The following is a 19,095-nucleotide window of genomic DNA, read 5'->3' as shown; positions in this document are numbered from 1 at the left end:
ACCGCGGTTCAGGGGGTGGTGCCGTAGACGGTCCGGCCGTCGAGGTGGACGGTGATCTTCGGCGCATCCGCGAAGGAGGTGTTCGTACCGCGGCTGTAGTCGTCGGCCTCGCTGAAGTTCGACCAGTCGCTCTTGTTGAACCGCAGTTGTGCCTCGCCGCTCGAGGTTCCGGGGGCGAGGCTGCCCGCCCTGGCGGCGAAGCCCACCTCCAGGTAGTGGTCGGCGCCGGCCTTCGGACTGCTCATCGCGACGACCCGCTGCGTGAGCTTCCCGCAGCCGAGCACCGCCCAGTCGCACCAAGTGCTGTACGTCGTGGCGCCGGATTCGCCGCTGAAGTAGTAGCGGACGGTCACCTCGGAGAGGTCGACGGCCGAGTCACCGGTGTTGACCAGCTGCAGCCCGGGCTTGATCGAGTTGTCGCCGGCGGACTGGTCGTTGTTCTTGTACTGGACCTTCAGGGAGCCGTCGCCCGTGCCCGCCGGCTGCGTCGTCGCGCTCACCGGGGCGGACTGCGCCGAGACGTTCCCGGCGGCGTCGCGGGCCCGCACCGTGTAGGCGTACGCGGTGGAGGCGGCGAGCCCGCTGTCGGTGAAGGACGTACCGGAGGCCGTCCCCACCTTCGTGCCGCCGCGGTGGACGTCGTACCCCGTGACGCCCGTGTCGTCGGTGGCGGCGTCCCACGTCAGGGAGACGGAGGCCGAGGTGGTGCCGGTCACCCGCAGCCCCGACGGCACGCTCGGGGCCTGCGTGTCGACCGCGCCGGTGTCGCCGAGGGCCTTGCGGATCGCGTCCATGACGACGGGCTTGGGCTGCAGGTTCCCGTCCCACGGGAGGGCCGAGCCCTCGCCGTCGAAGACGCCGGGGATCCAGGAGTACTTGTCGGTGTAGTCCCAGACCGTGATCCCGACGCACCGGGTGACGGCCAGGCAGGCCTCGGTGGCCCGGCGGTAGTAGTCGGCCTGGGTGGCCTCCTTCGCCGAGTCCTTCGGCAACCGCATCCGCACGTCGAGCTCGGTGATGGCCACGTCGAGGCCGAGGTCGGCGAAGCGCTTGATGTTCTGCTGCATCTGGTTCGGGAATCCGTACTGGATCGCCAGGTGCGCCTGCAGCCCGACCCCGTCGAGCGGCACGCCTGCCGCCTTCAGATCCCGGGCGAGGGCGTAGAGGGCGTCGCTCTTCGCGCCGATCCCCTCGACGTTGTAGTCGTTGATGTACAGCTTGGCGTCGGGGGCGGCGGCCCGGGCGGCGCGCAGGGCGTGGGCGATGTAATCCTTGCCCATGGCGTTGTGGAACGGCGAGTCGCGGAAGCTGCCGTCCTCGTTGAAGGGCTCGTTGACGACGCCCCAGGCGAACACCTTGCCGCGGTAGTGGCCGGCGACCTCGGCGATGTGGTTCTCCATGGCGGGGCGCACCTGCGAGGCGGGCAGCTGCCCCACCCAGCCGGGCAACTGGCTGTGCCACACCAGGGTGTGGCCGCGAACGCTCCGGCCGTGCGCCTGGGCGAAGTCCACGACCTGGTCACCGCCCGAGAAGCTGAACTGCCCCCGGGTGCGCTCGGTGCTGTCCCACTTCATGGAGTTGCCGGGGGTGATCGGCCCGAACTGGGAGCCCAGGATCTGGGTGTACGGGGCGTCGGACAGTTCCCCGTTGTCGGTCGCCGAGCCGAAGTACCTGCCCTTGGCGTCGGCGAGCTGCTGCAGCGTCGACGGCTCGGCCGCGGACGCCGGCGACGGCGTGAGCCCGATCGCGGCCGCCGCGAGGGCGAGGGTGGCGATCAGGGCGGCGATGCTCCGAGACGCCCGTCTTCGGGCGGGGGGTATGGGCGCCGGCGTCATGCTGGTTCCTCTCTCCGGATGCGGGAGGGGGATGCTCGGGTGCCACCGAAGCCCTGCGACGGGGGTCCGACCGGTCACGGCGCTCGGCCTCCTCCCCGCGACTCTGGTGGCAGACAGTGCAAGTCTTGAAGGTGTGGGAGCGCTCCCAAAGTGCTGTAGCGGGGTTCACCTGTCAAGGAGTTGGGTCGAAACTTGCGGAGCAACTCACGAAAACGACGACAGCTCGGGCTTTGCCTGCCCTCCGCAGACAAGAACCAGCACAACCGCAATCCGGACGACAACCGGAAGGTGATCTGCCCTGACGGCTGGGCGGCCACCTGTGGCAACCCCGACGCCATCAAGGTCACCGAGATCAGCTCCACCGACAAGGTGTCCTGTGACGAGTTAGCCCATGCCTCTGCCTGCAACCCCAGCGGCATGGGCGGCCTGGGCGGCATGAACGAGGTCGACACCGGCAACAACTGCGTGCAGACCTATGCCACTCAGGTCATCGGCCAGGCGCAGGCCTCGGCCGCATTCGGCGCGGCTGCCGGCGGCTGCCGGCGGCTGTCATGCACGGCGGAACGCGGCAGGTGGGAGCTGATCGAGTTCGGTCGTCTGGCCATGGACCCCCGCCAGCAGCGCGCCGCCACCTTCGGCTTCGCTCTGCGCCCCGACCAATGGGGGCGCGGCTACCGCCTCGAAACCGTACGCCTCCTGCTCGGGCTCGGCTTCGATGAACCAGGCCTACATCGCATATGGGGCGCTCGGGCACCGCTCGACGAAGCGTCTGCAGAGACGATGTCAGCGGCCGGAATGACCGAGGAAGGCACCATCCGCGAGCTGGTCCTGAAGGCTGGCCAGTGGCGGGACTCTGTCGTACACGCAATCCTCGAACGAGAATGCGTGCACGAGCCCGGGCCAGGCGAAAGCGTAAGGGGGCCTGCTGCGTGAATCGCTGCCCGACGCCACGCTGATGGCGACCTGATGTAACTGCAACGGCGAGGGTGCCAGCACCGTGGACGGGGGCACCGTCCCGTGCCCGGCTGGATGCCAAGACGGCGCGGTGGACGCGCCCGCCGACCGCGAGAGGCAACAACTGGACGTCGTGGATCGGGTCGCGCCAGGGCTCGAACGAGGTGTCCCCCCCCCGGATACCGGACAGCTCCAGGTACACGACGGCCGGCCCGCCGCCGTACGGCTCGTTGCGGGTGGGCAGCGGGCGCTGCAGGACGCACCCCTCAAGGAGCACGGTGGCGCGCCACCAGACGTCGGAGGTCTGGTCACGCCGGGGCGGGGCGACGATAGTGCCGCGCGGCCATGCCGACCAGCACGGAGAAGTCGTTGACGGACAGGTCGCCGGGGGAGGATCCGCTCCTGGCGTTTCAGGAGCCACCGGTAGTCGACGAAGTACTCGGCTGGCACCGGTCAGGCCACCCGCGGGGCGCCGTGGCCGACCATGGTCGGCCCGCCGAACTCGGCGTCGAAGGCCGCGGCCGACTCCTCGGTCACGCGGCGGAACGCCTCGCCGCCGGTTGCCAGGTGTAGCCTGCGCACGCCGTCCGAGGCGACCAGGTACATCTGCCCGTCGGCGTACCGCGCCTCGACGACATCCGGGACCTGCGGGCGGCGTACCGTCCACCCGGCCTCGGACGACGGCTTCGGATTGGCCTCGAACCAGCCGTTGCGTCGCGCTCTACGGCACCCGTGGTCGAGCCGAGGGAGCGCGGTTCGCGCAGCAGCCACCGATGCATGGGCGTCGGTGATGGGTAGCACCTTCGGTGATGGCAGCAACGCTGGCGCCGGCGCGTGTGCTCGCTCATTCTGTAGCCATGGATGACAACTCCCGTGCGGGCAGAGCGCTTTGGACCGCCTACCCCACACTCTGGCTCTTCGAGCCCGGTGGTCTTCCCGTGGGGGTTCTGCTCCCGCTGGCGGCTGTCCTGGCTCCTCTCTGGCCGGAGGGAGGGCTCACGCTCGGCACGGTCGCGGTTGTGTGGATGTGCGTCCGCCTGACCGGCTGGCTGCGCCATTGGGCCACGGTCGTCGAGATACGGGTGGACGAGCAGGCCGGCCGGCTGAGGCTGCGGCAGCGGTACGGGCGGACCCGTGTCCACGCGCTGGACTCGTTGACCGAGCTGCGACCCGTGCAGGTCGGCCCGGTCTCCTGGGTCTCCACCGGGCCCGGGGAAGCCCAGGAGGACGACGAGTACGAGGAGAAGGACCAGGTGGTGCTGGAGCTGCGCGTCGGCAGGCGGCTCTACACCACGTACAACTCCCCGCACAGCACGTCCGCGATGGCCCGGGCCGTCTCGGCGCTGAAGGCGGTGTGCCCTCGGACGAGGGTGCTGGAGACGGCGTCCCGGCGGCCGACCTTCGTGGATGTCGAGCGGGGTATGTCACCGGGCTGAGACTCGACCGGCGTCAGTACGGGGGAGAGGCCGGGGCGAGAACGCGCTCGGGGGTGTGCCGCCCTGGTCTCGTGCCCGCCGAAAGCAAGCTCCAAGGCGTCCAGAGCACCTGTGCTTGGGTACGGCCGCGCGATCATCTCGGTCGCCCCCCATCCCCGACGCAGATGCATGGCGTGGCCGGCAGTGCGGGCGGTCTCGCACACCTCCCTTTGACGCTCGGCGCTCTGAATGAGTGGACCGCACAGGAGACAGCCGGCATCCGACCTCATTTCCGGACGCGGCCACTCGACTCTTGGAGAACACGAACCGTGACCACACCGGTCACGAGCCGCCGACCAGCGATCAACAACCCCGCCAACTACCCATCAACGCACTCAAGCTACCGGCGCCGATTCCTCACGCGGCCGCCGACCACCGATCAAAGTCACAGCTGTCCCGCGCGTGATGTTCAGGATCCGTTACCAACCGCTGGATGATCTCCTGCGTCACTTTCCTGCTCTGCCGGATCATCGAGAGCCGTCGCGGCCGGTGTGGTGACAGAGAAGGCTGGTCAGCGGGTGATGCGGCGGGTCATGAGGGTGATGGCGGCGGTGCACGCCTGATGCCCCGCCGAGTTCGACGCACGCTCGGAGAACTCTTTCAGGAACCGGCGATCGTCGTTTATGTTCCTTATGTTCCCTCGGGGATTCGGAGTGGGCACGGCCGACGGGGTGAGGCGAAGGCCGCTGGAGGCCGGCGCTTTACCTACGTGCCCCTCCACTGTGACTGCTGGGGCCGTGAACCGGCTCGGTGCCAGGCCGGTGCTGGAGCCGGAGGCTGATCAGCGCGGTGATCGTGAAGGCGGCGACCTGATAGAGCATGGCGTGCCGGAACGCGGTGTCCGCATCGGCGGCGGGGGCGTAGTAGGCGAGTCCGGCCGCGGTCACTCCGATGGATCCGCCGAGCTGCTGTGCTGTGGGCAGCAGCCCGGAGACCGAACCGGCTGCGGGGCCGTGCACCTGGGCCAGGATCAGGGCGAACACCGACGCGGTGAAGGCGCCGAACGCGGCTCCGCCGACGGCCAGCACGGGGAGTGCCGCCTGACGTCCCGCCGCCGAGCCGACGAGGGGGGCCAGCGCCAGGCACATCCCGGCGAGGATCAGGGACGCGACGGTGAGCACCGTCGGCCCGTGCCGACGAGTGAGAGCGGGCGCGGCTCTGCTGCCGACGACGGCGCCGGCGGCGAACGGTGCCGCCGCCAGTGCGGCCGTCAGGGCCGAGTACCCGACAGCGGACTGAAGGTGGAGGAAGAGCAGGTAGGTGAAGGAGGGCACGCCCGTGTTGAACACGAACACCAGCAACGTGCCTCTCCGCGCCGACCGGTCACGCAGCACTGCGGGATGGATCAGCGGATCAGGCCGGTGCGGGAGGCTCCGGACGAAGTGGCCGAGGGCGGCCACAGCCACGGCGAAGGCGGCCCACGTCCACCAGGGCCAGCCTGCTTCCCGCCCCAGCGCCAGGGGCAGGACCAGCGCGCCGGTTCCTATGGTGATCAGCAGCGCACCCAGCTTGTCGACGCGGAGTCCGTCCCCTGCGCGGGTGCGGGGCAGCGCGGTCGCTCCTGCCAGCGAGGCGAGCGCCACCGGTACGGTGAGGAGCATCACCGGCCGCCAGCCGAGGCCGAAGAGATCGGCACTGAGGACGAGTCCGCCGATCAGCGGCCCGGCCAGTGACGCGACGGCCATGGTGGCGCCGTACAGGCCGAAGGCGCGCGGCCGGCGCGATGCAGGAGTGGCGGCCTGGATGAGCGACAGGACCTGGGGGGCGACCAGACCGCTGCCCGCGCCCTGCACCAGCCGGGCAATGATCAGCGATGCGGCGTCGGGGGCACACGCGCCGGCCAGCGAACCCGCGGTGAAGACCACGGTGCCCGCCATGAACAGCCGGCGGTAGCCGTACCGGTCGCCCAGCCGCGCGGCGGGGATGAGCAGGCACGCATACGTCAGGGTGTATCCGGCGAGGACCAGTTGCACGGCGCCCGGGCCGGCGCCCAGGCCGACCTGTATCGCCGGCGCGGCCACCTGGGCGACAGTGACGTTGAGGAGCTGCATGAACGTGGCGCTGAGCAGCACCGGCAGGACGAGGCGTCCGCCGCTCACGGCAGCAGAGCCGCGGCGAGTTCACGGGGGCGGGCGGCGAACGGGCTGTGGCTGCCCGGGAGGGTGCGCACGGTGAACGGATTGCCTGGCATGGCCCGGTCGGCTTCCTCGATCATCAGATCCTGCACGGCCGTGGGCAGTGCCCGGTCGTCCGCGCAGCGCAGGAAGGTCCTTGGGACGCGCCCCCAGCGCTGCGGAGTCACGGCGACCGGGGTGGTGGGGATCGCCAGCGGCAGATCGGGGCTCAGTGCCGAGCGCCAGCGGTCGAAGCGCTCCCGTGGGGTGTCGTGGTAGTGGGTCTGCCGCAGTTCCTCGATGTAGGCGGGATCCTGCGAGAGCGGGTTGATCCGCACGGCGCCCAGTTCTCCGGGGTCACCGAGATTGAGAGTCCGGCCCCGTGCCGTGGCGTTCTCGGGTGAGCCGAGGTAGTCGAAGAACCGGGGCCGCCCGGCGGGCACGAAGGCCGAAAGGTAGACGATCTCGTCGACGAGTTCGGGTGCGCGCTCGGCAGCCAGTGACGCGGGGCCGCCGCCCGCGCTGTGAGCGACGAGCACGATGCGACGGTGGTGGCGGGCCTGGCGCAGCGTGTCAAGGACGGCCTCGGCGCTGTCGTCCATCGTCACGGTGGCGAGCGCGGACTTCTCGGTCAACAGGCCCGGCTGGCCCGGCTGAAGGTACCCGGTGGGCAGTGGGGCGTCGAAGCCGTGCCCCGGCAGGTCGACGGCCATGCTCGCGGCACCGAGTGCGGCGAGTGCGCGCTGGGTTGCCGCCCACTGTCCGGAGCCGTGCCAGGCGCCGTGCACGAAGACGAAGACGGTGTCGGTGTCGGTGTCGGTGGAGGAAGAATCGGTCATGACCGCATTCCACGCGACCCGGCCCCGATCATCCAGTGAAAGATCTGACAGGCTGCTCGACGATACATGTGAGATATGACTGGGAGGCTGGCCATGGAGGCGCGGCACCTGCGGTATGCACTGGCCCTCGCGGAGCACGCACACTTCGGTCGGGCGGCCGGTGCGCTGGGCATCGCGCAGCCCCCGCTGTCCAAGCAGATCGCCGACCTCGAACGGGAAGTCGGCGCCCGCTTGTTCGATCGCACCCGCCAAGGGGTGTTTCCGACGGCGGCGGGCGTGGCCTTCCTCTCCCGGGCGCGCAGGGCGCTCGACGAGATCACGGCGGCCTCGGTCGACGCAGCCAGGGCAGCACGCGGCGAGACGGGACAGCTGCGCCTGGGGTTCATTGCCTCGGCGCTGCTCGAACCCCTGCCGGACGTCCTGGGCCGGTTCGGCCGCGAACGGCCCGACGTGCGACTGGAACTGCACGAGATGGCGACGAACCGCAGCACGGCCGCGCTCGTCGCCGGCGAACTGGACGTGGCGATCGGCCTCGGCCGGCCACGGGGCGTCGGGGCCGAGCAGCTGGTCTCGGTCCCGATCGGACACGACCACCTGGTCGCTGTCGTGAGCAGCACGCACCCGTACGCGGGTCAGTCGTCGGTGGACGTGGACCAGCTGCGGCGACAGCCGCTGATCGTTGCGCCGGGGGAGGATGAGCCGGCCGTCGTCACCGGGCTGCGGACGCTCCTGGGCAAGGACTCCCCGGCGCTCTCCGGCGCGACCATCGCGAGGGATATCCACACCATCATCGGCCTCGCCGCCTGCGGGGTGGGCGTCGGTCTGGGGCCCTCTCGCATGCTGACGGCGCCACGACGGGGCACCTGGTTCTGCGAGGTGACCCCGCGCACGCCTCTGCCCGATCTGGTCCTGTCCTTCAGCGCCCGGGACCGTTCCCCGGCGCTGAACGCCTTCCTCGACGTCATCCGAAAGAACTGCCCCGAGGTCGGCGCCGCGCTCGACCACCGGCTAGGCCCACTCGGACCACAAGAAGAAGGGGACCGCGACTCGACCCCTACCTGACTTCGCTCAGCCGGACGACGGCGAGGCCCTAGAGGGCAGGGCGTCTGAAAGCCGGTCAGCGGGCAAGTTCCCTGGTAGCGGGGCGGTGGCGCACTTTCAGGGGCTGGGGTGTACGGGCTGCGTTCCCGCGGCGAGGTCAACGGCATCAAGCGCCACCTGCTCGTCGATACCTGCGGCACCGTCCGCTGCTCGGGTGGCGTTCGGTACGAATCAAACCCGATGGCCATGAGTTCGTTGGCCGCGGCGCTATTTCAGGGCGTCGATGATCTGGCCGTCCTCCAGGTGCATTTGACGGGTGACCCGTACCGCTTCCAGGAGCCGGCGGTCGTGGGAGACCAGCAGCAGGGTGCCGTCGTAGGAGTCGAGGGCGGCTTCCAGCTGTTCGATGGCCGGAAGGTCGAGGTGGTTGGTCGGCTCGTCCAGGACCAGCAGGTTTACCCCGCGGCCCTGGAGCAGCGCGAGCGCGGCCCGGGTCCGTTCGCCGGGGGAGAGCGTGGTCGCAGGCCGTAGGACGTGGTCGGCGCCGAGGCCGAACTTCGCCAGCAGGGTGCGTACCTCGGCCGGTTCCATGAAGGAGGCCACGGTGCGGAAGGCGTCCAGGAGGGATTCGGCCCCGTGGAACAGGGCCCGTGCCTGGTCGATCTCGCCGGTCACCACCCCGGTGCCGAGGCTGTGGTCGCCGCAGTCGAGCGGGACACGGCCCAGGAGCGCGCCGAGCAGGGTGGACTTGCCGGTGCCGTTGGCGCCGGTGATGGCGGTCCGGTCGCCCCGGTCGACCTGGAGCGAGAGGGGCCCGAGAGTGAAATCGCCGCGCCGGACGACGGCGTCGCGCAGGGTGGCCACGACCGCGCCGGACCGTGACGCGGTGTCGATGCGCATCCGCAACTGCCACTCCTTGCGGGGCTCCTCCACCTCCTCCAGACGCTCGATGAGGCGTTCGGCCTGCTTGGCCTTGGCCGCCAGGTTCTCGCTGTTCTCCGTGCGGGCGTTGCGGCCGAGCTTGTTGTTGTCCCGACTGCGACGCTGCGCGGTGCGCACGCCCTTGTCCGCCCAGGACCGGTGGACGTTGGCCCGTTCCTGCAGGGCGGCCTTCCGGTCAGTTTTCGGACCCGGTGGGTTGGAATTTCCGGTGCTCGACGGGTCATACCCAGGTCTGACGCTGCATTTCAGATCTTGGTCCGACGCCCCGCGGGGGCGGCGAAGGCATCGTCGTCAGTATGAAGAACACGACGACGTCCATGGGCGCCTCGGCCGTAACGATCGGCGCCCGACTGCGTGGCGCGCTCCCTGTGGAACGGCTGGAGGGCACCGGCTTCCCCGGACGCTGGGTGGGCGGCACCGCCATGGTGCTCGGCCCACTCCTGATGCTGGCCGGTGCGTTGCTGAGGGTCCGCTTTCACTTCTTCTACCCCGATCAGCTCGCCGCGTACGAGCAGCACCCCACCCTGATGGCCACCGCGTACGGTCTCTTTGCCGCAGGCGGCCTGCTGCTCTGGCCCGCAGTGGCGGTGGTGGCCGCACGGATCGGGGCCCGGAGCGCGGGCTGGAGCCTGTGGGGCGGGGGCCTGGTGATGTTCGGGCTGTTCGCCCGCGCTTTCCATGCAGGAGCGGACCACCTGGCCTTTCAGCTGGTGCGCTCCCAAGGAGTCGACGCTGCCACCGAGGCGGTCTCCGCCGGCTACGGCGCCTTCCACGTCTTTGCCGCGCTGAATCTCGCCATCCTCGCGGGGTGGATCGTCCTTGCCCTCGGGGCCTGGCGCACCCGGGTGCTCGGCCCGGTCCGTGCCGCCGCACTCGGCCTCATGGCGGCACTGCCTCTCGGAGTGCTCAAAGGGACCACGCCGCTGTCCCTGGTGGCCCTGGCCGGGCTGTGCGTCGGGCTGGTGCCGTTGGGCCTGGCATTGTTGGGTGAAGGGCACCGTCCCAGCCGCAGGGCAGTGCTGTCCTGGGTGCCGCTGACCCTGTCGGTGCTCGGGCTGATGGTGCTGCTCGGACAGGCCGGCTGAGTGCGCCCGTGCAGCTACGGTCGGGCCATGAACCTCAAGGGGCAGCGTCATCTCTATGCCCTCGACCTCGGCGCGGCCCTGGCTCTGACCGCCGTGTACGTCGGCTTCCCCCGGTTGACCGCCGACGACGGCCAGCCCGCCTACACAGGTCCGACCTGGCTCGGCCTGCTGATCGCCGCCGCGGTCGGCGTGCCGATCGCCGTACGCCGCCGTTGGCCGCTCCCGGTCCTGGGGATCGCGCTCGCCGCCCTGACCGTAGCGTCGCTCCTCGACATTCCTCGCGAGCCGTACATCGCCGCCGGTCTGGCGGCATACCTCGTCGGACTGGCCGAGCCCGCCCGCCGGTCCGTACCCGCACTGGCGATGACGCTGCCGGTGGCGTGCGGCGCCGTCTTCCTCGGCCAGGCGGTGGTCACTCCCGCCGAGGACGGGCAGGGTGCCGCAGTAGTGGCCGCGCTGGTATTGGTGGTGATCGGCGGGGCTTGGGGCGTGGGGTTCGCTGTGCGTGGCCGACGGGTCGAGGCCGGGCGGGAAGCGCAGCGCCGGGCGGAGCACGCACTGGGCGAGGAGCGCCTGCGGATCGCCCGGGAGCTGCACGACATCGTCTCTCACAACCTCAGCTTGATCGCCGTCAAGGCAGGTGTCGCCAGGCATGTGGCAGAGGCCGACCCACAAGAGGCGCGGGCCGCACTCAAGGTCATCGAGGAGACGAGCCGTTCCGCACTGGCCGAGATGCGGCGCACGCTCGGCTTGCTGCGCACTGAGGGCGCCCCCCTGGGGCCTGTGCCGGACCTCGACCGCCTAGGCTCGCTCGCTGCAGAGGCGAACCGGGCGGGGGTGGACGTCGATTTGACGGTGAAGGGCACGCAGGGCCTGGCCGAGGGGACACAGCTGGCCATCTACCGGATCGTCCAGGAGGCCCTCACCAACGCTGTCCGGCACGCTGCCCCGACCCGCTGCAGGGTCATGGTCGAGGCGGATACGCGCGAGGTACGCATCGACGTCGAGGATGAGGGACCACCGCCCGGACGCCTACCGGCCAACCGTCCACTGCCAGGTGGACACGGTCTCCTGGGGATGCGGGAGCGGGCGTTGATGTACGGCGGCAGCTTCGAGGCAGGGCCTCGGCGGGAAGGCGGCTTCACGGTGTCGGTCCGGCTGCCTGCCGAAGGGAGGCAGAAAGTATGACTGACGAGCCCCAGGTCCGAGTGCTGATCGCCGACGATCAGGCGATGGTGCGCGGCAGCTTCCGCGTCCTTGTCGACCACACCCCCGGCATGACCGCCGCGGGTGAGGCCGCAGACGGGGCAGAGGCCGTCGAACTCGCCCGCCGCGAACGGCCGGACGTCGTGCTGATGGACGTACGCATGCCCGAGCTGGACGGCATCGAGGCGACCCGGAAGATCTGCTCGGACCCGGCCCTGTCGAGCGTCCGCGTCCTCATCCTCACCACCTTCGACGTGGACGAGTACGTCTACGCCGCCCTGCGCGCCGGGGCCGCAGGCTTTCTGCTGAAGGACACCCCGCCGACCGAGGTCCTCGCCGCCATCGGCGTCATCGCCGCGGGCGAGGCACTGCTCGCTCCCTCGGTGACCCGCCGCCTGATTGCGGAGTTCGCCCGCCGCCCAGAGCCGACGCGACCGCCGATCCGGTCGCTGGACGCGATCACCAACCGCGAGCTGGAGGTACTCGGCCTGATCGCCCGCGGCCTCTCCAATACAGAGATCACCCAGCACCTCCACGTGAGCCTGGCTACGGTCAAAACCCACATCGGTCGGCTCCTGGCCAAACTGCACGCACGCGACCGCGCCCAGCTTGTGATCGTCGCCTACGAGACCGGGCTGGTAGGCGACCGTCGGCGTGGGTTGCGACGTTGATGGCGTGAATGTTCGTTCTACGCCAGAACCGCACGTGACACCGGACAGGCTTCATGGCCGACGCAGAGCAGGCGCAGGGCACGGCAGGCTTCCTCCTGGAGATGGGGATGCTGAAGCGTGCCAGGCGCTCCGGGTGGTGGATCGCCGGGGTCAAAGACCCCGAGACCATCGCCGAGCACAGCTTCCGAGTCATCGGCACGACGCTACGACGTCCCCGTCGTGGAGGTCGACGACATCGTGGAGGCCCTCCTCGCCGTGACACTGCCCGAGCACCTGCCGGAGGCCCACTTCTGGCGCACTGACCCGTAAGCCGCCCACCGGACGCCCGAGTCGGTGGTCGGGCGGCCGCCTCGTACCTGGCGGCGAGCTCCGCATCGTCCTCGGCGACCGCCGCTACCAGGTGGCCGCCGGGGCGGAGTACGTCGAGAGATCGCTCGACGCTGTCGCCGCCGACCGTGTCGAGGACGATGTCGATGTCGCGGACCGCCTGGGTGAAGTCCATGGTCGTGCAGTCGATCACCTCGTCGGCGCCGAACCTTTCGACGAACTTCCGCTTGCCGCCGCCGGCGGTCGTGATCACGTGTGAGGCGCGTGCTCTCGCGATCTGGATGGCGACGTGGCCGACTCCGCCGGCGCCACCGTTGGTGAGGACGCGGGCGCCCCCGCTCAAGCCTTCGAGGTCGACGAGGCCCTGGCACGCCGTCAACCCGACGACCGGCAGTGCCGATGCCTCAACGTGCCGAGTCCGGGTAATCCGCCGGGCACCACGCGGATGCTGCTCAACGAGTCGTCGGGGACGTGCCTCGGGGAGGCTGCAGCGGAGGGCGTCTTTGACCTTCTCAGTGGTGGCAACACAAGTGGTGGTAGCACAAGTGGTGGCGACACAACTGGTTCGCCGTCCTGGTGCATGCCACCCCTCGCCCAGTCCCGCGCCCCGGGAACCGCAGGCGATCCGGGTGCGGCGGCAAGGCCTTTTACGAGTACTCAGAGATGGGAGAGCGGCGGGGTCACCCCGTACCAGCATCCAATGCCGCCCTCGGCAAAGGATTCGTCGGCCCCCCGGGTCATCCACGTCGGTCGCCGGTCAAGAGGTGTGACGAAGACGCCTGCGGGCGGCGGCGGCCAGGACTGTGCCCAGGGCGATCGAGGCACCGCCGGCCCCGAGCATCCAGCCGGAGGCGGCATCGCTGCCGGTCTCGGCCAAGGCGGCACCCGAGTGGGCCCGGGCGGCGGAATCATCGGCTGCGCCGGGCCGCCCGGCGACCGGTCTGACGTAGCCGCCCCCGGCCCCCGCCCCGGTGGGCGTACTGGTGGTCGGAAGCTCCTTCAAGTCGTCTTGCGAAGCGGGCTTGTTGCTGTTGGATGACTTGCCCTTGGCTGGCGGCACCCTGCCCGGCTCGCTGCCCGCAGCCACGATGTGGATGTCGTAGCCCGACGGCCTCACGTCGTTCCAGACGCCGTTCTCGTCGTCATACGATCCGATGATGCCGGCCGCGCCGAAGCTTTCCGGCATGCTGGCGTCGGCCTTCAGGCGCATCAGTGTGTCGACGTATTCACCGGGCGCCAGGTTGGCGAAGCAGGCGTGGTAACGCCAGTAATACTCGTCAATCGTTTCCTTCCAGACGCCGGCGTGCTCGTCGTACCACTGCACAGTCAGCAGGCTCGAGTTGTCGCCGTTCAGGCCGCCGGCGTCTACGTGGAAATAGACCCAGACCGTCGATATCGCCTTGTCGGAGGTGTTGGTGGCGCGCAGGGTGAAGTGGTGCCATCCGGAGCCGGCCACGATCTTGGTAGGCAGGCCAAGCAGGGTGCGGGTCAACACCTCGTTCGACGTGGCATTGGAGGTCGGGTGCTCGTCGGGGCTGCGGGTCGGCTCAGCGGTCCCGGTCGGCCCGAGGGTTCCGCGCGGGTCGGCGGCAGGGGAGGCCGGCCTGGTCCCGCCGCCGGTGCCGGCCCCGCCCGGCGTGGTGTCGCCCCCGTCGGCCGAAGCCCCGGGCGGAGAGGTGGGGACGCCGGTCTGCCTGGGTGCGGTGGTGCTTGGCGTCGGCTCAGCGGGACCACTGGCGGTGGGCGCCGCCGGGCTCGTTCCTGCCTCAGGTGCCGCAGGAGCCTGGGACGATTCCGCAGCACCGGGGCTGGCCGGATCTGCGGCCGACGCCCCTCTTTCCTCTGCCGGGGGCTCCGGAGCAGGCTCTGGCATGGAAAGCGCCGGCGGGCTGGCCTCTGCCGCCGCCGCGGGTGTAGCGGCCAACAGCGTCGGGGTGGCCACCGAGACAGCGGCCAGGACTGCCATTCGTATGCACTTCAAGGTAACAACCAAATCGCTCGCTATGAGATGTACTCACCCATCCTTGATACTTGTCCGACTTTTCACTACCTTGCATCAGCTTATGGACTCATAAGCTGTGTTTTGGACTTTCGAGGCAGAACGCGTCCCTGTCATCCCGCAGACGGCGGAGCCACGTGGCTGCCGGTGGAGTGGGCGCCGAGTGCGGCGATACGGAGGGGAGGGAGGTCACCACAGGGTGGGGTCCCTATCTGGTTCGGGGGCGCCAGGAAGCTGGATGTGCTCGATGAGCTTGTCGAGGCTGTACTTGCCGAGGTCGGGGTAGGTGGCTTTGGCGAGGCGGAGGGTGTCCAGGACGCCGGCGGGTGCCCAGCCGGGCAGGTGTGCGCGCAGGAGGCGGTAGTCGGTGTGGGCGTTGTGTGCGCAGATCCACGCCGTGCCGAGGAAGGCGCAGACCTTGTCCGCGACGTCGGCCCACGTCGGCTGGTTGGCCAGGTCGCCGTTGGTCAGCCCGTGGATCCGGGTTGCCAGCGGGGTGACGGGGCGGTTGGGGCGGGTCAGCCACCAGCCTGCGGTGCTCTTGTCGGAACGGCCGTCGCGGAGGGGCAGCGCGGCCATTTCGACGAGGTCGGGCGGATTGGTGCCGTTGCCTTCGACGTCGACGACGAGCAGTGCAGACCAGGCGGCGGGGTTCATGGTGTGTCGCGTCGGCACACTAGGGAGTGCCGGTTGTGGCAGCCGAGAGAACAACGTCGACCAGTCGGTCCGCGGCGTCCGGACGCCCGTGCTCGCGGGCCCGCTCGGCGATCGTGGTGCGGTACTGGGGATCGGACAGCAGCGGCGTCAGGGCGTCTTGAAGGGCGCCCGCGGTGACGGTGTCCAGCAGGGCGAGGGCGGCTCCGGCGTCGGTGAGGTAGCAGCGCGCGCTGAGGGCAGTGGGCAGCGCGGCAGCGTGGCGACGCAGGGAGACGAGGTGGTCCTTGCCGCACTGGTGAACGACGTTGGCCCGCTCCAGCAGCCACGCGAGAACACCGTCGACGAGGTCGTTGATCTGCTTCGAGCCCTGGGCGCCGCCGGTGACGTTGTAAACGTCACCGGCATCAGTCCACCTCTCGCCAGCCCGAACGCTTCGGAATTGCCCCAGATGGACGTCTCTTCCGCGTTGCGGCGGGCAACTACGTCGATGCCGCGGCGTACGGCACCCCCTGGGGACGGGCGCGCGAGGCTGCTCTCGGCCTCGTCGAGCATGCTCTTGAGTTGGCGAAGCGCCCCTACGACCTCCGCCACGCAGGCATTTCGTTCTGGCTTGCTTCCGGTGTCGACCCGGCTGAGTGTGCGCGCCGAGCCGGACAAAGCATCCAAGTGCTGTTCCGCTACTACGCCAAGTTCTTGTCCGAGGCGCGGAGCCACGCCAACAGCTTGATCGAGGAGTCGATGCGCCAATGGGAGGTACCGACGGACGACGAGGAGGGGGCCTTAGCAGAAGCTCGGCCCGGAGATGCCCCCGGAACAGCTGATGAGAGGTGGGACACGAGTGGGAGGTAATGGTACTAGCTGCGTATTTCCCCCTGCTGTGTAGCTGTGCGTCCCGAAGGGCGCCTGCCGGGCGATTGCCCTGGTCAGGCGCCCTCTTTCGTGTCTAGAAGAAGCCCGGTTTCTTGGGGGAGTACGACACCAGAAGGTTCTTCGTCTGCTGGTGGTACACGCCTAGCCTTGCTCCTGACCTGCGACAGAGGGTGAAAACGGCTGGTGTGGGGCTGAGTTGGTCCGCAGCTGGTCCGGATCTTGGCGAGAAGACCGAGGTGTCAGCGAGCGCCGCGCGGCCCCACATGGCACAGGTAGGCAAATCCGTCTCGGAGCGTCCAGCCAGTGCAATGCGGACGCCTAAGGGGTGTCCCTTAAGTGGTTTTTGGCAGCACGAGAGTGGCTGGCCGGGATCGAGGTTCCTTTGGGGGAAGCGCTGACCTCGGTTCGCCCCTGTGACCGCACGACACAGCAGCGGATGGCAGGGGTCGTCGTCCCGGCAACGTGTGGATCCACTCGCCCGGGGAGATGAACGGGGCCCTTGCTATCGTGCGCCGATGTCAACGACCAAGCAGTTCCAAGTGACCTTCGACTGCGCGGAACCTGCGCGCCTCGCCGCCTTCTGGTGCGAGGTGCGAGTGCCCGCCCATAACCCGTACTGGGACAACTGGGGTGTGACTTTTCAGGACCCCGACGGCTATCCGCTGGTGCTGTCCACTCGCACTTGGTCCAACTCCTAGGTGCCCGCAAACGTGCAGGTCAAAGCCACTCGTTGATGGCATCCACCAGCACTGTCGCCTCGAAGCGGACCGCGCGTTAAGTCCTCTGTCCTGGCGATGTGTTCTGCGGTCGACCAGCTCGCCCTGGACTGCTGCCCCTGGATGCCGATGCTCGCCCTGGGCGGGCCCGGCGCCGCTGGGAGCTCAAACACCTGCGGCTGCGGCTGTTCACCGCCGCCGCCCAGCTCGTGACCACCGGCTGCCGCCGCTGGCTCCATCTGGTCCGCCGCCGGCCCTGGACCCAGACGACCACCGCCGCGTTCGAGCGACTGCAAGCCGTGCCGCACCCCGGCTGACTAGCAACGACGCCTTGTCCCGACTAGTCATCCTCCGGTCGGAGCAGTGGAAGCCGGCGCCCAGCGAGGCGACAGCCGGGCCACAGGCATGCCCGCCACCAGACTACGAAGCCGAAACGGCCCGCCGGATGAACTGGCGGGCCGTCGCAAAAGATCGTGGCCGGCTCCGTCCGCTGGTTCTTGCCCGGCAGCTACACCTACATCAGGCTCATTGTCCAGACGGCCTTTTGATTCAACTATCAGGCCATACAGCGGCGTACGTGTACTTGGCTACGACGTACAAGTAGCGTCCTGTGGCGGCAGGGCACAACCGTGCTCTGCGGCGCTAGGAGGACGCGTGGTTGTCCGAAACCGAATTGCAGCGTTAACCGCATCGATCGCCCTTGCCGCAGGTGGGCTCCTTGCCATGGCGCCGAATGCCTCGGCAGCGACCTCGGAACTTGGGGGCTGCAAGTATGGCGAGCTGACGGGCAGCCTGGGTCATCAGGGCGCGAGCTACAGGTGCACACGCGGCCAGAGTTACGAGAGTTACAGGGTTTTGGTCTATTGCAAGACGGTCTCCGGCTACTCGTACACGCACTACGGCCAGTGGGAGTGGACGAACGGCACGTCCATCGCATGGTGCGCCGGGGGAGACCGCAGGACGGGCTTCAGTAGCGAAGAGAGCTGAACCTTGTGCGACGTCCCGTGGCACACCACGGGACGTGGCCCGCTTCACGGCCTGCCGGACGGTAAGGCCGCCCTGGACCTCCTGCGGGGTGTAGAAGGTCTTCTCCCTTCACCGGCCGCTCCGGACAGGCACGCAACCTTCAGCACATGGTCAGTTGCTCGTGCTCGGGCAGGTCGAGGTTCGTGACTCGCCCTCCGGCCATCACAGCAACCAGTTCCCGGGCCTCCTGGGCACTTCTGGCCAAGGCGTGCAAGCGCTGCATTCCGGGTGAGGACGCGACCAGGCTGGGACAGGGCCGTACGACTCCGTACAGAATCCGGCGCCGTCCCAGCGAGTACACCGGAACTCCATAGACGTACTCCGCTGATAAGACTGGATTCTGCGGAACCTTCACCCGCAGACTCGTCATGCGCCAGGCATACTCGGCGACCACGGTGAACAGTTCGGTCTTCTGCTGCGACGACAGCCGATCCCACCACGCCCTCGCCGTCGCCAGTATCTGCCGCTGTGCCTCCTCGTGTTCGGCCTGCTCCTGGGCGAGCCGCGCCTCCTCTTCCGCTCTATCCGTCGCCCGCACCGCAGCCTCCTTCGCCCACTGTCGATGGATCTCCTCCCAGCGGGCGCGGGAGGCCTCCTCCTGCTGCTTACGCAGACGCTCAGCTGCCTCCGCCCTGCGGGCACGCTCCTGCTCCTCCAGCGCCCGCCGACGGCGTTCCGTCTCCTCTTGGCGGGCCTCCCGCTCGGCCTTCGCCGTCTCCTGCCGCTGCCGCATCGCCTCGTGCTTCTTCTGGTCGCCGACTGACTGAAGCGACGTCTACCACTGGTGCCGCCGGAACCGTCGCCGCTTACCGTCGATGACGCGGTAGACCCGCCGATACCGCGGCAAGACCGTTGTCGGGACAAGCTGGCCGTGCAGCGCCCAGCGCACGAACTGGGCGAGTGCCGCCTCTCTGAATATCCAGCCGCCGGCGGTGAAGACGAATCCGGTGAGGCCGTCGTCGACTACCCAGTCCTGATCTCGTTCTTGTGGAGCGCGAACCCGGACCGCCGGAACTGTGCTGATCCACTGCGGCGTTTGTTCATGTGGAGACACCCAGCAGACCGGGATGTCTTCGTCGGCGTAGCGGTCGGTGCGGGCAGCAATGGCGTCCAAGGTGATCGGCGACAGCTGTGCCTCCCAGGCCATACGTTGAGTGCCGTCCACGGAGGACGCCATGACACGGCTGGAGTTCCGCCACGATCTCGGGCTCGCTCTCGCCGCCCACTCCAGCCCGAGGCCGGCGAGCGCGGCGAGCTTGCCCGTACTGAGTTTGGCGCGCCTGGTCTTGGTGTTGGACAGGAACACCCCAAGCTTCACTTCCGTCCCGTCCGGCAACG

General features: G+C 69.3%; 15 protein-coding genes and 5 pseudogenes. 9 read left to right on the top strand and 11 right to left on the bottom strand.

All coding sequences use genetic code 11. The features are described 5' to 3' along the window. Nucleotides 1–8: 8 nt before the first annotated feature. Nucleotides 9–1,835, bottom strand: a complete 1,827-nt coding sequence (locus AC07DO_RS08905) for an endo-1,4-beta-xylanase (RefSeq protein ID WP_479057955.1) — start codon at nucleotides 1,833–1,835, stop codon at nucleotides 9–11. A 192-nt stretch (nucleotides 1,836–2,027) separates the two neighbouring features. Here AC07DO_RS08905 and AC07DO_RS08900 point away from each other — a divergent pair, with 192 nt between their 5' ends. After that, nucleotides 2,028–2,768, top strand: a complete 741-nt coding sequence (locus AC07DO_RS08900) for a GNAT family N-acetyltransferase (RefSeq protein ID WP_479057954.1) — start codon at nucleotides 2,028–2,030, stop codon at nucleotides 2,766–2,768. Between the two features lie 474 nt (nucleotides 2,769–3,242). Here AC07DO_RS08900 and AC07DO_RS08895 read toward each other — a convergent pair whose 3' ends face one another. Beyond that, entirely contained in the window at nucleotides 3,243–3,560 is a 318-nt protein-coding gene (locus tag AC07DO_RS08895) for a hypothetical protein (RefSeq protein WP_479057953.1), read from the bottom strand. Between the two features lie 86 nt (nucleotides 3,561–3,646). Between AC07DO_RS08895 and AC07DO_RS08890 the strand changes: the two genes are divergently transcribed. After that, the gene (locus AC07DO_RS08890; RefSeq protein WP_479057952.1) at nucleotides 3,647–4,225 is read left to right on the top strand and encodes a hypothetical protein; all 579 of its coding nucleotides are present in this window, start codon (nucleotides 3,647–3,649) and stop codon (nucleotides 4,223–4,225) included. A 740-nt stretch (nucleotides 4,226–4,965) separates the two neighbouring features. Here the strand turns inward: AC07DO_RS08890 and AC07DO_RS08885 are convergent. Together AC07DO_RS08885 and AC07DO_RS08880 are read right to left on the bottom strand one after the other, a co-directional pair. Next, the gene (locus AC07DO_RS08885; RefSeq protein WP_479057951.1) at nucleotides 4,966–6,363 is read right to left on the bottom strand and encodes an MFS transporter; all 1,398 of its coding nucleotides are present in this window, start codon (nucleotides 6,361–6,363) and stop codon (nucleotides 4,966–4,968) included. Further along, nucleotides 6,360–7,217 carry an alpha/beta hydrolase gene (locus AC07DO_RS08880; RefSeq protein ID WP_479057950.1) on the bottom strand — a complete coding sequence of 286 codons (858 nt, stop codon included), beginning with the start codon at nucleotides 7,215–7,217 and terminating at the stop codon, nucleotides 6,360–6,362. The genes AC07DO_RS08885 and AC07DO_RS08880 overlap by 4 nt, the downstream gene beginning before the upstream one ends. A gap of 93 nt (nucleotides 7,218–7,310) precedes the next feature. Between AC07DO_RS08880 and AC07DO_RS08875 the strand changes: the two genes are divergently transcribed. Next, nucleotides 7,311–8,279: a LysR family transcriptional regulator gene (locus tag AC07DO_RS08875; protein WP_479058571.1), complete on the top strand. Its 969-nt coding sequence runs from the start codon at nucleotides 7,311–7,313 to the stop codon at nucleotides 8,277–8,279. Between the two features lie 246 nt (nucleotides 8,280–8,525). Here AC07DO_RS08875 and AC07DO_RS08870 read toward each other — a convergent pair. Continuing rightward, nucleotides 8,526–9,377 (bottom strand): annotated as a pseudogene (locus tag AC07DO_RS08870) (ATP-binding cassette domain-containing protein); the annotation flags it as partial. A gap of 119 nt (nucleotides 9,378–9,496) precedes the next feature. Between AC07DO_RS08870 and AC07DO_RS08865 the strand changes: the two are divergent. The 4 genes and pseudogenes from AC07DO_RS08865 to AC07DO_RS08850 form a co-directional block, all read left to right on the top strand. Next, nucleotides 9,497–10,285 carry a hypothetical protein gene (locus AC07DO_RS08865; protein ID WP_479057949.1) on the top strand — a complete coding sequence of 263 codons (789 nt, stop codon included), beginning with the start codon at nucleotides 9,497–9,499 and terminating at the stop codon, nucleotides 10,283–10,285. A 27-nt stretch (nucleotides 10,286–10,312) separates the two neighbouring features. After that, on the top strand, nucleotides 10,313–11,473 hold the full coding sequence (locus AC07DO_RS08860; RefSeq protein ID WP_479057948.1) for a sensor histidine kinase: 1,161 nt from the start codon (nucleotides 10,313–10,315) through the stop codon (nucleotides 11,471–11,473). Then, on the top strand, nucleotides 11,470–12,162 hold the full coding sequence (locus tag AC07DO_RS08855; protein ID WP_479057947.1) for a response regulator: 693 nt from the start codon (nucleotides 11,470–11,472) through the stop codon (nucleotides 12,160–12,162). The genes AC07DO_RS08860 and AC07DO_RS08855 overlap by 4 nt, the downstream gene beginning before the upstream one ends. 53 nt (nucleotides 12,163–12,215) lie before the next feature. Next, nucleotides 12,216–12,368: pseudogene (locus AC07DO_RS08850) on the top strand (HD domain-containing protein); the annotation flags it as partial. Between the two features lie 137 nt (nucleotides 12,369–12,505). Here AC07DO_RS08850 and AC07DO_RS08845 read toward each other — a convergent pair. The 4 genes and pseudogenes from AC07DO_RS08845 to AC07DO_RS08830 all read right to left on the bottom strand — a co-directional run. Further along, nucleotides 12,506–12,904, bottom strand: a pseudogene (locus tag AC07DO_RS08845) (zinc-binding dehydrogenase); the annotation flags it as partial. Nucleotides 12,905–13,246: 342 nt separating this feature from the next. Continuing rightward, the gene (locus AC07DO_RS08840; RefSeq protein ID WP_479057946.1) at nucleotides 13,247–13,981 is read right to left on the bottom strand and encodes a hypothetical protein; all 735 of its coding nucleotides are present in this window, start codon (nucleotides 13,979–13,981) and stop codon (nucleotides 13,247–13,249) included. A gap of 696 nt (nucleotides 13,982–14,677) precedes the next feature. Continuing rightward, complete coding sequence (locus AC07DO_RS08835; protein ID WP_479057945.1) at nucleotides 14,678–15,145, bottom strand: 3'-5' exonuclease; 468 nt, start codon at nucleotides 15,143–15,145, stop codon at nucleotides 14,678–14,680. 19 nt (nucleotides 15,146–15,164) lie between these two features. Then, nucleotides 15,165–15,530: pseudogene (locus AC07DO_RS08830) on the bottom strand (glycosyltransferase); the annotation flags it as partial. A 1,000-nt stretch (nucleotides 15,531–16,530) separates the two neighbouring features. Here AC07DO_RS08830 and AC07DO_RS08825 point away from each other — a divergent pair. Then, a complete protein-coding gene (locus AC07DO_RS08825; RefSeq protein WP_479057944.1) occupies nucleotides 16,531–16,713 on the top strand; it encodes a hypothetical protein in 183 nt (60 codons plus the stop codon). A gap of 114 nt (nucleotides 16,714–16,827) precedes the next feature. Then, nucleotides 16,828–17,048 (top strand): annotated as a pseudogene (locus tag AC07DO_RS08820) (IS1380 family transposase); the annotation flags it as partial. Between the two features lie 809 nt (nucleotides 17,049–17,857). Here AC07DO_RS08820 and AC07DO_RS08815 read toward each other — a convergent pair. Continuing rightward, nucleotides 17,858–18,490, bottom strand: coding sequence for a hypothetical protein (locus tag AC07DO_RS08815; protein WP_479057943.1), 633 nt, complete (start codon nucleotides 18,488–18,490; stop codon nucleotides 17,858–17,860). Nucleotides 18,491–18,532: 42 nt separating this feature from the next. Further along, entirely contained in the window at nucleotides 18,533–19,093 is a 561-nt protein-coding gene (locus AC07DO_RS08810; protein ID WP_479057942.1) for a competence protein CoiA family protein, read from the bottom strand. Nucleotides 19,094–19,095: the final 2 nt, after the last annotated feature.

The sequence above is a fragment of the Streptomyces sp. NPDC045678 genome, assembly GCF_056432085.1.
The sequence above is the reverse complement of the archived record's forward strand: the minus strand, read 5'-3'. Positions and strand labels throughout refer to the sequence as shown.